Source organism: Microbacterium memoriense (assembly GCF_025398275.1).
Classification (GTDB): Bacteria; Actinomycetota; Actinomycetes; order Actinomycetales; family Microbacteriaceae; genus Microbacterium; species Microbacterium memoriense.
In genome coordinates this window covers 15,323-29,814 of sequence record NZ_JAODOR010000004.1, presented here as the reverse complement: position 1 = coordinate 29,814, position 14,492 = coordinate 15,323, and the positions used below count along the sequence as shown (strand labels likewise).

The following is a 14,492-nucleotide window of genomic DNA, read 5'->3' as shown; positions in this document are numbered from 1 at the left end:
GAGAGTCGGGTCAGCCGATGGCGCGGAGCGCTTCGGCGGGGCTGAGTCGGGCGGCTCGCCAGCCGCCGAAAGCACCGGCGATCAGACCGCCGGCCACGGCGAGCAACAACGCGGCGACGACGATCCAGAGCGACAGTGGCGCGCTCAGCACGATGTCCGTGGCTGCCTCTGCGGCCTGGCCGAAGCGTCCGGCCGGCATGCCTGCGCCGCCCGGACCTCCCAGAGTCGTGGCGGGCGTCGACGAGATCGTGGGCGACAACAGCGTGATCGCCGTCGCGCCGGCGACCCCTAAGAGCACGCCGATCACGCCGCCGAGGAGAGCCTGGACGACGGATTCGCCGGCGACCTGTCCGACGACGCGGGAGTTGGACCAGCCGATCGCCTTGAGCGTGCCGAGCTCGCGCGTGCGGCGCGAAATACCCGAGATGGTGAAGAGGACCGCGAGGGCCACCGCGACGGCGAGCACGATGATCGAGAGCCAGGTGCCGAGACTCGTGATGAGCGCTCCCGCACTGGCCAGCGAGCCCGACACGGTCGCGGCGAGCTCGGACTGCGAGCTGACGGTCGCATCCGGGAGCGCGTCTTGGAGCGCGATCTGCACCGACGCGATCGCGTCGCTCGAGGAGGCCTGCACGTACACGGTGGAGATCACGTCGCCCGCTCCGGAGAGCTCCTGTGCGACATCGAGCGGGATGTACACGTTCGCGGCAGTATCGGCGGACGCCGACGACGAGGACACGATCCCGACCACCTCGAGGTCCTGTCCCCCGAGGTCGATCGTGTCGCCGACCGCGAGATCGGCGCCGGCAGCATACGTCGAATCGAGGACCGCGACGAAGGTCCCCGCATCCGCGGACGCGAGTGCACGCCCGTCTGCGACCGTTACCGACGACAGCGGTCCGACCGTGACATCGGTGGGGTCGATACCCAGCACCGACGTTGCGTCGACCCCGAAGGATCCGCCGCCGAATCCGCCTTCCGCGCCGTCCGCCGGGGGCATCTGCTGATCCGGAGTCGTACCCTCGGTCGTCGGCCGCTGCGGGAGTTCACCGGAGAACGTCGTGTTCTCCAGGCTCAACGCGCCCGTCGCCGAGGACACCCCGTCGACAGCGCTGACGGTCTCGAGCGTTGACGCATCCAGCGTGGTGCGCCCCCGCTCGGTCGTGAGCTGGGACTGGTCGAGTGTCGTCGTGCCGTCCTCCGCGGTCGTCCCCGCCTCGGCATCGAAGTCGAATTGGGGTCCGCCGCGCTCGCCTTCACCCGGTTGCGCCTGCGCGCCGGTCACGGTCAGGTCCGTACCGACGCCGTAGACGGATGCCAGGGCCTGCGTCTGGGCGGCACCCACACCGGCCGAGAGCGCGTTGACGATGATGACGAGAGCAACGGCGATCGCGAGGCCGGTGGCCACGATCGCGGTCTGTTTGGTGCGACCGGAGAGCTCTCGGCGCAAGTATGTCCAGTACATGGGTCTCCTTCATGCGTCGCGCGGTTTGCGGCGACATCGATGAAGCTAGAAGGCCGGATGATGCGAGAACCCAGGCGTGCTGAGCAGTTTGCTATGCGTGTACCGTCCGACCACGGCATCCCCTGTGATCTGATTCATAGGCTCTGCATAGGCACAGCCATAGGCGCTTCACAGATAGGCCGCGACAATAGGGGCATGACCGCTCTCCCCGCCGCTCCCGCCCTGCACCGTCCCGACGGATCACCCTTGCGCGTGCTGGTCGTGGACGATGAGCAGATGTTGACCGACCTGTTGTCGATGGCCCTGCGGATGGAAGGCTGGGAGGTCCGCACCGCCGGGTCGGGCTTCGACGCCTTGACCGTGGCACGCGAGTTCGATCCCGACGCGCTCGTCCTCGACATCATGATGCCGGACCTCGACGGTATGGCGGTGCTGCAGCGACTGCGGCACTCCGGCAACGACGTCCCCGTGCTGTTCCTGACCGCGAAGGATGCGGTCTCCGACCGCGTTGCCGGCCTCACGGCGGGCGGTGACGACTATGTCACGAAGCCGTTCAGCCTCGAAGAAGTGGTCGCACGCCTCCGCGGCCTCATGCGCCGCGCGGGCAACGCCACGGCGGGTGGGTCCGACCCGATTCTGCGGGTCGGCGCATTGACGCTCAACGAGGATTCCCACGAAGTCGAGCGCGACGGAGTCGAGATCGAACTGACCGCGACGGAGTTCGAACTCCTGCGCTTCCTCATGCGCAATCAGCGGCGCGTGGTCTCGAAGGCGCAGATCCTCGACCGCGTCTGGAACTACGACTTCGGTGGACGCTCGTCGGTCGTCGAGCTCTACATTTCGTACCTGCGCAAGAAGATCGACGCCGGCCGGGACCCGCTCATCCACACGGTGCGCGGCGTCGGCTACATGATCAAAGCACCGCAGTGATCGACCCCCGCCCGCGTCGACGGTGGAGCCTGCAGACCCGCCTGATCGTCACGGTCGTCTCCCTCGTCGCCCTGATCCTCATCGCCGTGGGGCTCGCGACCGGCACGATCCTCGGTCAGATCATGCGGACGAACCTCGATGCGCAAGTGACGTCGGCATCCAGTCGCATCCTCTTCCTGCCGAACAGCTCCCGCACGGCCGCCTCGGTGCTCGACAACGGCCGACAGGAGGTCGGCACTCTCCTCGTCATGCAGTCCTACGACGGCAGGAGCGGGGCCTACATCGACCAGTCCGGCGGTGTCGTCGCGCTGACCGACACGGAAACCTCCAGCCTCGTCGGCAGCGTCGACCCCGGCGGCTGGGGAACGGTCTCCGTCGCCGGCCTGGGCGAGTACCGCGTCAAGCTGCAGGGCGCGACCGGGTACCTCTACTACATCGTCGGGATGCCGACGTCCGAGCTCAGCTCCACGGTCGCGCAGATCCTCACGACGGTGACGCTCCTGACGCTGGGTGGCCTGCTGGTGCTCGCCGCCGTGATCGCGATCGTGATCCGTCGCTCACTGAAGCCCCTCCGCTCCGTCGCCGACACGGCGGCGCGGGTCGCAGCCCAGCCGCTCGATTCGGGAGATGTCACCATCAGCGAGCGCGTCCCGGCATCCGAAGCCGACGCCTCGGACGAGATCGGCCGAGTCGGCGCGGCGCTGAACACCCTGCTCGACCACGTCGACACCTCGTTGGCGGCGCGTCAGCGCAACGAGGAGCGGATGCGGGCGTTCGTCGCCGATGCGAGCCATGAGCTCCGCACGCCCCTGGCCGCGATCCGCGGCTACTCCGAGCTGTCGCTGAAGGCGCTGAGCCTCGGCGGCGGCGAAGGCGCGACGACGGCACAGATCGAAGCCGGCGCGCAACACTCCCAGCACGGGCTGGAGCGGATTCAGGCCGCATCGCTGCGGATGACGACTCTCGTCGAGGACCTCCTGCTGCTGGCGCGCCTCGACGAGGGCAAGGAGCTCGTCTACGGTGCCGTCGATCTCACGCGCGTCGCCGTCGACTCGGTCGCCGACGCACAGGCGGCGGGACCGGATCACGAGTGGATCATCGAGGTGGGCGAAGAACCCGTCATCGTGGCGGGAGATGGCGCGCGGCTCCACCAGGTCATGGCGAACCTCCTCGCCAACGCCCGCGTGCACACGCCTGAGGGCACCCGCGTGACCACGACCGTGCGGATCGAGGACGGCGACGCCGTGGTCCGTGTGGCCGACGACGGGCCCGGCATCGACCCCGCGGTTGCGGACGAACTCTTCGAGCGCTTCGCGCGCGCCGACTCGTCCCGCGCCCGCCAGACCGGCGGCACCGGGCTCGGTCTGTCGATCGCGAAGGCGATCGCGACGGCGCACGACGGCACGCTGTCGGTGGAAAGCGAACCCGGCGCCACGGTCTTCGAGATGCGGCTGCCCGCGCGGCCTGAGACCCCGGCGTGCTGACCGGCGCCCGGGGCCCGAGGGGGCGCGATCTGCCCACCCGCCGGAGCTGAACCCGCACATCGGGTCCCCCGCATCCTGGCTGCGCTGAGCGTCACTTCTCCTCCCCCGCACAGAGATCTGCGTGGTTGTCCACTGATCGCGAGGCAGGAGGGCCGGCGACGCAGCCCGGCGCGCACGATCGAGGGATGCCTCAACTCCCCGCTCCCCTGCACGTCGAACTCGCGCCGGTATTCCGGGTCGGCACAGCGTTGGCGCTCGGTCACTCCCCGGGACGGATGCGTGCCGCAGACCTCGACGCACCGTTCCATGGCATGCGCCGGCGGCGGACGCCGCCTGTCACCGTCGACCTCACGGAGCCGCTCGCTCGTGACCGCATTCAGCGCGAGCACGTTCTCGACCAAGCGCGGGCATATTTCGCGGTTGCGCCGGACCACACCTTCCTCGCGGGGCGGTCCGCCGCAGTGGTCTGGGGGCTGCCCTGCGTCCACGGCGAGCGGCTGGAGGCCGCGGTGCGCTCGCCGCACCGCGCTCCACGCAGGCCCGGCATCCGCGGCAGGAAGCTCGCCCCGCACCTGACGAGCGTGCGTGTCTGCGGCGGCATCCGGCTGACGAGCCCCGCAGCGACGTTTGCGATGCTCGGCGGTGAGCTGTCGCACCGCGACCTCGTCGCGCTCGGAGACGCCATCGTGCGCATCCCCCGCGATCACCGAGGTCGCCCGATTCCGGATCAGCAGCTCGCGTCGATCGAGCAGCTTGTTGGCGCGACGAACGCTCCCGGGCGGAAAAACCGCGCGCGGCTGGCCGCGGCGCTCGCCGATGTGCGCGTCGGCAGCATGTCCGTGCTCGAGACCGACTACCGACTGCTCGCGGCTGCCGCGGGCCTCCCCGAACCTGTGCTGGACGTGGAGATCCGACACCCGTCCGGCGCTCTGATCGGAATCGTCGATGCGGCGTATCCCGAGTTCCACACGATCGCCGAGGTCGAAGGCGATCACCATCGCACCAGTCGGATGCAGTGGGAGCGCGACATCGAGAAACACGCCGCGCTCACAGCGCTCGGCTGGGAGGTCATCCGCGTGACGGCTGCTCACATCCGCGGCGCCCACCCGCGCGCGGCGGAATCCGTCGCGTCTGCACTGCGCCGGCACGGCTGGACCGGCTAGCCTTCGCGGCACGCCGCGGCATCCAGGGGGCGCGATCTGCCCACCTGCACCCCCACACGGGGCACATCGGGTCCCCTCGACGGCGCGCGCCGCACGCAGGGGGCGCGATCTGCCCCGCCCGAGCGACGAGGCCCGCAGATTGCGACCCCTCGATCGGGAGCGCTCAGTAGCCGGAGAACGCGTCCGTCGTCAGCCCGTGGGCTTTCTCGAGCGCGGGAGCAAGGTCGGCGATGAGACCCGGAGGACCCGAGATAAAGGCGTGGCGCGATTCGAGGTCGGGGACCACGCGGTGCAGGCCCTCGGCATCCAAACGCACCCCCTCCGCCCAGCGCCAGTGCGCGGGCAGGTCGCTCGGCTCGTCGCGCGTGAAAATGATGACCGGGATGCCGGCGCGCTCCAGGTCGTCGCGGAATGCGAGCTCTTCGGCGCCCGAGGCGACGTAGACGAAGACGACGTCGCGCGCGCCGCCCGACATCCGCAGATGCCGTAGCTGAGAGACGAACGGGGTCACCCCGATGCCGGCAGCGACGAGCAGGACGGGCGTGTCGGTATGGCGCGGCAACACGAAATCACCCCAGATGCCGGAGACGGACAGCTCGCGGCCCGGCTCGATCTCGGCGAGTGCCTGCTTGTAGGTCGACTGCGATCCGCGCCGCATCGCGATCTTCACGACGGGCAGTTCTTCGGGTGCCGAGACGATGCTGAACTCCCGGCGCGTGCCGCGCGCATCGGCGTGCGCGTGGGGCACTTCGAGCTCCAGGTACTGGCCGGCCTCGAATCGCAGCATCCGGCTCGCGCGGAAGGAGAGCTCCTCGACGCTCGGGGTCAGCGACTCCCGCTGCAGGAACGTCAACCGCAGTCGCGCGCGGGTCGCGTAGGCGAATCCGAACGCGACCAGGTTGCCGATCACGACGGCTGCTTCGGGTCCGAGCGTGAGTGAACCGATCGTCAGTGGAGCGCCCGCGAGGACCCCCACGACGATCGCGACGATGTACTGCTGCCAGCGGCGCGGCGGCTGCGTGAGCGGCTCGGAGAACATGAACGCGGCGAGGAAGAAGAACGGCGACGACCAGAGCACGGTCGAGATGATCGTGCCGATATCGACGGCGACGCCCGCGCCGCTGTACGCGAGGGCGACGCGCACGAGGTTCACCGGCAGCGCGATCGCGAGGAACAGCAGCACCGGCCGCAGCTTGTCGGCACGCGCGACGACGAGGAAGCCGAGCACGATCACCGGCAGCGCGAGGGCGGGAGCGCCGACCCACCAGCCAGCCGCGCCGAGCCCGTAGGCCCCACTGGAGACCGTGATGACCGACAGCGCCATCGCACCGAAAGCTGCCGGGTTGAGGATGTGCCGGCCGCGCCAGGCGATCACGTATTTGGATGCCGACGCCAGCACGCCGGCAACCGCCACCCCCACGAGCCCCAGCGGTTCGACGGTCGGGTACAGGACGAACAGGAGGATCCCGGCCGTGATGAGGGACGACTCGATGCGCCAGATCCGCCCGGTGAGGCGCTGGCCGAGCGCGTCGACGGCGACGCACGCAACGTTGAGCACAACGAAGGTCGCCAGCAGCGCCGGAGCGGAGGGCGCGACCTGGTCGAACAGAGCGAGCACGAGCGAGACCGCCGTGAGGATGCCGAGCGAAACCAAGACGAGGCGGTACATCGACACGCGGCCGACCACGGCGAGCAGTCGATTCCAGAGGGCGGTCAGTCGAGTCATCACGATCCAAACTATCGCTGGAGGAAGAGATCTGCCGAGCACCCGGGTGACCACTCGACACGGCCGTCGCTGAGCATGCGCACCCATTCGACGCCCCGCTCGTGCGCGAGGGCCGTGCCCCCGTCGAAGAACAGCGCGGTCGCGACGGCGTCGGCGATCATCGCGGTCGGTGCTGCTGCCCAGGTGGCGGCGACCGTGCGGACGGGCTGCCCGGTGCGGGCGTCGAGCACATGATGGAGCCCGTCCCCCCAGGCGCGCCGGTTGGTGGCCGAGGCGCACAGCGCCCCGTCAGCGATCTCCCACACGCCGATCGCGGTCGCTGCGTCGTACGGATGCTCGAGCGCGATGCGCTCGATGCGCCCGCGCACGCGGATGTCTCCGCCGGCATCCACGACGGCGGGTCCGTCGCCGAGTGCCGCCGCGACGAGGTCGACGAGGCGCCCCTTGCCGAGCGCCCCGACATCGATCACGGCAGGTTCGGCCAGGCTGAGGATGCCGCCCTCCCACGCCAGGAGGTCCTGCCAGGCCGCCGGCGCCGGGGCCGCTCCCCCGTCGATGAGCGAGAAGGCGGCATCGTATCCGCGGCGCGCGAGGCTCCCGCCGACGAGCGGGTTGACCGCCCCGCCGGTCGCCCGGGACAGCGCGAGATACATGTCGAGCATCTCCGCGGCATCCGCAGGTGCCGTGACCCGGCCGCCGCCGCTCAGGGTCGCCACGAGCGAATCGGGGCGAAAACGCGACCACTCCCGATCGAACGTCTCGATGACGGCGCTCACCCGCTCGCGCACGGCGTCGCCCGCGGGGACGGGCGTCACGATCTGCCAGCGGGTACCGATCGCGTCGAGGGTCCACGCGCCCGCTGCGGTCATGCGGCGGCGTCGGCCTTGATCTTCTCGAGGGCGTCGTTGAACCCGCCGCTCGTGAGCGACGACCCGGCGACACGGCTCACCTCGAGCGCGTCGATCTCCTGACCGACGACGACCTCGCTGATACCTCCGATGAACTGCTCCTGGTACTGCCGCGACTGCGGGCTCGCCGCGTCGCCGGCGACCTCGACCGCCGTCACGATGTCGTCGGCGAGCGTGATCGTCACCGTGACGGTTTCGGCCACGCCGCCCCCATCGACGTAGGTGCCGTCTTCCGTGTAGGTGCCGTTGGTGTAGCCGCCGGTGGTGGCCGAGCCGGTCGATCCGGTTTCGGCGGGAGCGGTCGTCGGCGTGGCCACCGAATCTTCCGCCGTCGCCGTGGTGGCACAGCCGGCCAAGACGACGACTCCGAGGACGGATGCCGCTGCGGCGCCGGTACGAAGCGTGCGGTGCGAGGGTACGACAGTGGTGCGGATCATGATGGTCCTCCTTCTGGGGTGCCCGTGTGGCGTTGTCTCCACCAGGTGTTTTCACCCTAAGCGCGCGGCACGGGCATCCACCCGGCGAAACCTATGCGTCAGCATTGAATCCAGCCGCGTTCACTCGCCGCGACGGCGGGCAGCCTTGAGCACCTCGACGATCGCGAAGATGCCGAGGGAGAAGACGAGGGGCAGTGCCCAGCCGATCAGATCCAACGGCTCCGAGCCGAACAGCGCGTTCATGAACGGGACGTACGTGAAGATCAGTTGCAACACGAGCAGCGCGATCGCCGACCACCAGACCATCCGGTTGCCGCGGAACACGGCGGTCGTGAAGCTCGACCGGCTGAGGAAACGGCAGTTGAAGAGGTACGCCAGCTGGCCGAGGGCGAGCATCGTGACCGCCTCGGTCCGGGCGACGTCGAGGTCGCTCCCCCGCGCCACCGAGATCCCGAAGACCGCCAGCGTCGCCCCGCCGATGAGCAGCGACACGAGCAAGACGAAGCCGAGTTCCCGCCCCGCGATGATCGACCCGCCCGGCGCGCGCGGCTTGCGGTTCATGATGCCGCGCTCTGCCGGCTCGTAGGCGAGGGCGAGCGAAAGAGTGACGGCCGTCACCATGTTGACCCACAGCACCTGGACGGGCGTGAGCGGCAGGGTGAGCCCGAAGACGACCGCGACCAGGATCACGAGTGACTGTGCTCCGTTGGTCGGGAGGAGGAAGACGACCGACTTGCGCAGATTGTCGTAAATGCGCCGACCCTCGGCGATCGCGCTGCGGATCGTGGCGAAGTTGTCGTCGGCCAGCACGATTTCGGCGGCTTCTTTGGTCGCCTCGGTGCCCTTGATGCCCATCGCGATGCCCACATCGGCGCGTGTGAGCGCGGGGGCGTCGTTGACACCGTCGCCGGTCATCGCGACGACCTCGCCGTGCGACTGCAGGGCGCGGACGATCCGGATCTTGTGTTCGGGGCTCGTGCGGGCATAGACGTCGACGTCTCGCACGACCGCCTTCAACTGCTCCTGACTGAGCGCCTCCAGCTCGCCACCGGTGAGCACACGCACGTCGTCATCGCCGTGCGCCTTCGGGATCAGCCCCATCTCACGCCCGATCGCGACCGCCGTGCCGGCGTGGTCACCGGTGATCATCTTCACGCGGATGCCGGCGGCATGGCAGTCGGCGATCGCCTCGATCGCCTCCGGACGGGGCGGATCGACGATTCCCCACAGACCCAGGAACTCCAGATCCTCGAGATCGTCGATGCTGACGTCCTCGCCCCGCGTGGGCTTGCGTGCCGCGGCGAGCACGCGCAGGCCCTGCGCGCTCAGCTCGTCCACCGCGGCATCCCAGAACGAGCGGTCGAGCGGCGCCGCACCGTACGAACCGCGCTGGGTCAACGACCGATCGAGGAGACGGTCGGGAGCGCCCTTGACGAGGATCGCGCGCGACCCGTCGGCGGCCTCGTTGAGAGTCGCCATGAACTTGTTCTCCGAATCGAACGGGACCACGGCCACGCGCCGCGTACCGCTGCCGCCCGTACCCCCCTTCATCGCAACGACCTTGAGTGCCCCTTCCGTGGGCTCGCCGACGAGCGACCAGCGGCCCTCATCGCCGGGTGTGATGTGGGCATCGTTGCAGAGGTCCGCGACCGCGAGCACGGCGGCGAGGTCGCCGCCCCCGGCCGGCACGATGGTGCCCGTCGGGTCGTACCCGAGACCGGAAACCTCATAGCGGGCCAGCGGGGAGATGACCGTGCGGACCGTCATCTCGTTCTTCGTCAGCGTGCCGGTCTTGTCCGAGCACACGGTGGTGACCGAGCCGAGCGCCTCGACGGCGGGGAGCTTGCGGGTGATGGCGTTGCGACGCGCCATCTGCTGAACCCCGATCGCCAGCGTGATCGTCACGAGCGCCGGCAAACCCTCGGGAATCGCTGCGACGGCGAAGCCGATCGTCGCCGAGATGAGCTCGGCGAACGGCATCCCGTGCAGATAGCGACCGATGATCATCATCACCAGTGCCATGCCGAGGATGACGAGGGTCAGCACCTTCCCGAACGAATCGAGTTGCTTCGTCAGGGGTGTCGCGAGGCTTCCCGCCTCCCCCACGAGAGCTTGGATCTTGCCGATCTCGGTGCCCGCACCGGTGCCGGTGACGATCCCCCGGCCTTGACCGGCCGACACGATCGTCCCCGAGAAGGCCATCGACGTGCGGTCGCCGACCCCGGCGTCCTCCGGCACGGGGTCGGTCGACTTCGACGACGGTACGGATTCGCCGGTCAGTGCAGACTCATCGATCCGCAACTGCGTCGCCGCGGTGAGGCGCACATCGGCCGGCACTTTGTCGCCGGGCATGAGGCGCACAACGTCGCCCGGGACGAGGTCTGCGGCCGCGATCGTGGTCCAGGCGCCCTCCCGACGCACCGTCGCGTCGGATGACAACATGCCCCGGATGCCGGCCAGCGCCTTTTCGGCTCGACCTTCCTGCACGTATCCGATGACCGCGTTGATCACGGCGACGGTCACGATGACCCAGAAATCGAGCCAGTCGCCCATGACCGCTTTGATCGCGGCGGCCGCGAGGAGGATGAAGATCAACGTGTCGTTGAAGTGGCTGAGAAAACGCAACCACGCGGGAGTCCGCTTCGGTTCGCGCAAGAGGTTCGGCCCCGCCACCGCGAGTCGCTCCGCCGCATCGCCCCGAGCGAGGCCTCCGCCGCCGGTCCGCAACTCGCGTTGCACCTCGTCGACATCTCGGGCGAACGGTCGCGCCAGGGTCAGGTCGGCGTCGGTCAGAGCGGCGAGTGCGGGCGATGCGGCCATGCCGCGATCCTACGCGCGGCAGGGGTGCCGCCGAGGGCGAGAATCAGGCGTCGCCGCCGAACATGCTCGTGACCGAGCCGTCCTCGAAAACTTCCTTGATCGCGCGGGCGAGCAGCGGCGCGATCGGCAGGATCGTGAGACCGTCAAACCGCTTCTCCGACGGGATCGGGACGGTGTCGGTCACGACGACCTCATCGATTGCCGGGTCCTGCAGCCGCGTCGTCGCCGGGTCGCTGAAGATCGCGTGCGTCGCCGCCACGATGACGCGCTCGGCGCCATTCGCCTTGAGCGCCTGCGCGGCCTTGACGATCGTGCCACCGGTGTCGATCATGTCGTCCACGAGCAGGCAGACCCGCCCGGAGACATCACCGACGATCTCGTTGACCGTCACCTGGTTGGCGACATTCGGGTCACGGCGCTTGTGGATGATCGCCAGCGGCGCCCCCAGCGAATCAGACCACTGGTCGGCGACACGCACGCGCCCGGTGTCGGGCGAGACGACGGTGAGCTTGTCGCGGTCGGCCGGCGACAGCGTCTTCTGGAAGTACTCCAGCAGCACCGGCTTGGCGAACAGGTGGTCGACGGGTCCGTCGAAAAAGCCCTGGATTTGGGCAGCGTGCAGATCGACACTCATGATCCGGTCGGCGCCGGCAGTCTTGAAGAGGTCGGAAACCAGACGGGCGCTGATCGGCTCGCGGCCGCGGCCCTTCTTGTCCTGCCGCGAATACGGGTAGTACGGCGCAACGACCGTGATGCGCTTGGCGGACGCCCGCTTCGCGGCATCCAACATGATCAGCGTCTCCATGACCCATTCGTTGACCGGCGGGCCGAACGACTGGATGATGAACGCGTCGCAGCCGCGGATCGACACCTCGAAACGCGTGAGGATCTCACCCGATGCGAACGTGCGGTGCTCGGTCGGGACGAGCTCGGTGCCGAGATGCTCCGCGACCTGCGCCGAGAGCTCCGTGTGGGAGCTTCCGGACGCGACGACGAGCCGCTTCTTGGTCTTCGCGACGATGCCGGGCGCAATGCCGCGTTCGACGTCCAGGTCAACCGTTCGCTTCTTGCGCGCCATCGTCAGCTCCCTGTGCAGACCGGGTGCGAGCGGCGGCGTCCGCCGCGGCCGTGCCCGATCGATGATTCTCGACCCATCCCTCGATGTTGCGCTGAGGGGCGACGGTCAAAGCGAGTGCACCGGGAGGCACATCCTTGCGGATAACGGCACCGGCCCCGGTTTTCGCGCCGTCTCCGATCCTAACGGGCGCGACGAACACGTTGTGCGAGCCGGAGTGCACTTCGTCGCCGATCTCGGTGCGGTGCTTGGCGATGTCGTCGTAGTTCGCCGTGATCGCGCCGGCACCGAGGTTCACGCCGCGTCCGATGGTCGTGTCGCCGATGTACGACAGGTGCGGGACCTTGCTGCCCTCACCGATCGTGGAGTTCTTCGTCTCGACGAACGTGCCGATCTTGCCGTTCGCGCTGAGCACCGTCCCCGGCCGCAGATAGGCGAACGGGCCGACGGTCGCGCCGGCGCCGATCACGGCGAGCGTGGCATCGGTGCGCCGCACGGTCGCATTCTCGCCGACCTCGCAGTCTTCGAGCGTCGTGTCGGGGCCGATGACGGCGCCCGCGGCGACGGCGGTCGAGCGCAGGATGTGCGTGTTCGGCAGCACCGTCACATCGGGTGCGAGGGTCGCGGTGACATCGATCCACGTCGTCGCCGGGTCCTGGATCGACGCTCCCGCGAGCTGCCAGCGACGCACCGTGCGGGCGTTGAGCAGTCGCCCGGCTTCGGCGAGTTGCGCGCGGTCGTTGACGCCGAGCGTCAGCGAGACGTCCGTCGTGACGGATGCCGTGACCGCGAGACCCGCGCCGCGCACAAGACCGATGACGTCGGTCAGGTACTTCTCCCCCTGCGCGTTCTCGACGCCGACCCGAGCGAGTTCCGCGCGCAGCGTGGGGCCCTGGAAGACATACACCCCGGCGTTGATCTCGGTGACGGCGATCTCGGCGGCCGAGGCATCTTTCTGCTCCACGATGCGCTCGACGGCACCGTCGGTCGTGCGGATGACGCGGCCGTAGCCCGTGGCATCGGGAAGGACGGCGGACAAGAGCGTCACGGCGGCACCCGAAGACCGGTGGTCGCGGATGAGGCCGGTGAGGGTGTCGGCATCCAGCAACGGGACGTCACCGGAGAGCACCAGAACGTCGCCGGTGAACTCGGGAAGTGCGGCGAGGGCGACTTCGACGGCCCGGCCCGTTCCCGGGATCTCGTCCTGATCGACGACGACCACCTCGTCGGAGATGCCCTGCACTGCCTCGGCGACCTGATCGCGCTCGTGGCGGACCACGACGACGACGTGTCCGGGCGCGAGATCACGTGCGGTGTCCAGCACATGCCCGACGAGCGGACGACCGCCGATGCGGTGCAGGACCTTCGGCAACGTGGACCGCATGCGCGTACCTTGCCCGGCGGCGAGGATGACCACGGCGAGCGAGGAGTCCAAGGGGTTCTGCGTCATGCTCCGCCGCCAGGATTCGAACCTAGACCGAACAGCTCCAAAGGCTGTCGTGCTGCCATTACACTACGGCGGATCACGGTGACGCCCGGGAGCGCGAACCGCTCGACCAGTCTGCCACGATCGCGTCGCTCGCTCGGTGCGCAGACGGGAAAAGCGATAATGGTGCGATGAGCGCTCAGCACGATGAGGTGGACCGGATCGTCGGCGCGTGGCGCGCCCAACGACCCGATCTCGACTTCTCGCCGCTCGGGGTGCTCTCCCGGGTCGACCGCCTGTCGCGCCACCTCGACCGAGCCCGCCGTGAAGCTTTTCGCCGTAGCGACCTCGAACCGTGGGAGTGGGATGTGCTGTCGGCCCTCCGCCGCGCGGGAGAGCCGTTCCAGCTGAGCCCCAAGCAGCTGTTGCTGCAGACCCTCGTCTCCAGCGGCACGATGACCAACCGCATCGATCGGCTCGTCGGCCGCCGACTCGTGCGACGCGAAGCCGATCCGGCCGACGGACGCAGCGTCCTGGTCACGCTGACCGAAGACGGTCGCACACGCGTGGATGCCGCGATCACGCGCCTGGTCGATGCCGAAGCGGAGCTCCTGGCCGCGCTTCCTCGCGTCGACCGCGAACGCCTCGCGGGGCTGCTGCGCAAGCTCAGCCTGGAATTCGACTCCTGATTGCGACCGCCGCTCTCACGCGAGCATCATGAAGAGTTTCTCCAACTCCGCGGTGGTCACGCCGTCTTCGGCTTCGGCGGCTTCCGGGTCGGCGAGGCAATCCTTCATCGCGGTGGAGATGATGGCGAAACCCGCGCGATCGAGGGCACTCGAGACCGCGGAGAGCTGGGTCACGACATCTCGGCAAGGCTTCTCCTGCTCGACGGCCGCGATCACGGCTTCGAGCTGACCGCGGGCACGACGCAAGCGGTGCAGGATGCGGCGCTGCGCGTCGGGGTCGGTGGTGGTGGTCATGGTTTTTCCTCCCGTGTGCGGGTCACTGGCCGAACAACCGCGCGAAGAAGCCGTTGCCGGACTCTGTGACGTGGC

General features: G+C 69.1%; 12 protein-coding genes and 1 tRNA gene. 4 read left to right on the top strand and 9 right to left on the bottom strand.

All coding sequences use genetic code 11. The annotated features are described in order from the left end of the window. Positions 1-10 precede the first annotated feature (10 nt). Entirely contained in the window at positions 11-1,465 is a 1,455-nt protein-coding gene (locus N4R40_RS02830; protein WP_261605857.1) for an ABC transporter permease, read from the bottom strand. Between the two features lie 195 nt (positions 1,466-1,660). On the opposite strand from N4R40_RS02830, the gene N4R40_RS02825 reads away from it, so the two are divergent. From N4R40_RS02825 to N4R40_RS02815, 3 genes are all read left to right on the top strand, one after another. After that, the gene (locus N4R40_RS02825; RefSeq protein ID WP_315902484.1) at positions 1,661-2,395 is read left to right on the top strand and encodes a response regulator transcription factor; all 735 of its coding nucleotides are present in this window, start codon (positions 1,661-1,663) and stop codon (positions 2,393-2,395) included. A gap of 122 nt (positions 2,396-2,517) precedes the next feature. Then, positions 2,518-3,879, top strand: coding sequence for a sensor histidine kinase (locus tag N4R40_RS02820; RefSeq protein ID WP_261606197.1), 1,362 nt, complete (start codon positions 2,518-2,520; stop codon positions 3,877-3,879). A gap of 185 nt (positions 3,880-4,064) precedes the next feature. Further along, a complete protein-coding gene (locus N4R40_RS02815; protein ID WP_261605856.1) occupies positions 4,065-5,042 on the top strand; it encodes an endonuclease domain-containing protein in 978 nt (325 codons plus the stop codon). A gap of 163 nt (positions 5,043-5,205) precedes the next feature. Here N4R40_RS02815 and N4R40_RS02810 read toward each other — a convergent pair whose 3' ends face one another. The 7 genes from N4R40_RS02810 to N4R40_RS02780 form a co-directional block, all read right to left on the bottom strand. Beyond that, complete coding sequence (locus tag N4R40_RS02810; RefSeq protein ID WP_261605855.1) at positions 5,206-6,768, bottom strand: flavodoxin reductase; 1,563 nt, start codon at positions 6,766-6,768, stop codon at positions 5,206-5,208. A gap of 11 nt (positions 6,769-6,779) precedes the next feature. Beyond that, positions 6,780-7,637: an FAD:protein FMN transferase gene (locus tag N4R40_RS02805; RefSeq protein WP_261605854.1), complete on the bottom strand. Its 858-nt coding sequence runs from the start codon at positions 7,635-7,637 to the stop codon at positions 6,780-6,782. After that, complete coding sequence (locus N4R40_RS02800) at positions 7,634-8,113, bottom strand: hypothetical protein (protein ID WP_261605853.1); 480 nt, start codon at positions 8,111-8,113, stop codon at positions 7,634-7,636. The genes N4R40_RS02805 and N4R40_RS02800 overlap by 4 nt, the downstream gene beginning before the upstream one ends. Before the next feature lie 120 nt (positions 8,114-8,233). Further along, positions 8,234-10,933 (bottom strand): HAD-IC family P-type ATPase, encoded by a 2,700-nt coding sequence (locus N4R40_RS02795; RefSeq protein ID WP_261605852.1) that lies wholly within the window; start codon positions 10,931-10,933, stop codon positions 8,234-8,236. A 43-nt stretch (positions 10,934-10,976) separates the two neighbouring features. Then, positions 10,977-12,011, bottom strand: a complete 1,035-nt coding sequence (locus N4R40_RS02790; protein ID WP_261605851.1) for a ribose-phosphate diphosphokinase — start codon at positions 12,009-12,011, stop codon at positions 10,977-10,979. Beyond that, on the bottom strand, positions 11,986-13,458 hold the full coding sequence (gene glmU, locus N4R40_RS02785; RefSeq protein ID WP_261605850.1) for a bifunctional UDP-N-acetylglucosamine diphosphorylase/glucosamine-1-phosphate N-acetyltransferase GlmU: 1,473 nt from the start codon (positions 13,456-13,458) through the stop codon (positions 11,986-11,988). Before glmU ends, N4R40_RS02790 begins: the two co-directional genes overlap by 26 nt. 1 nt (position 13,459) lies before the next feature. Next, a tRNA-Gln gene (locus tag N4R40_RS02780) sits at positions 13,460-13,531 on the bottom strand. A 94-nt stretch (positions 13,532-13,625) separates the two neighbouring features. On the opposite strand from N4R40_RS02780, the gene N4R40_RS02775 reads away from it, so the two are divergent. Then, positions 13,626-14,123 carry a MarR family winged helix-turn-helix transcriptional regulator gene (locus tag N4R40_RS02775; protein ID WP_261605849.1) on the top strand — a complete coding sequence of 166 codons (498 nt, stop codon included), beginning with the start codon at positions 13,626-13,628 and terminating at the stop codon, positions 14,121-14,123. A 15-nt stretch (positions 14,124-14,138) separates the two neighbouring features. On the opposite strand, the gene N4R40_RS02770 is transcribed toward N4R40_RS02775, so the two are convergent. Next, positions 14,139-14,417: a metal-sensitive transcriptional regulator gene (locus tag N4R40_RS02770; RefSeq protein ID WP_261605848.1), complete on the bottom strand. Its 279-nt coding sequence runs from the start codon at positions 14,415-14,417 to the stop codon at positions 14,139-14,141. Between the last annotated feature and the right edge of the window lie 75 nt (positions 14,418-14,492).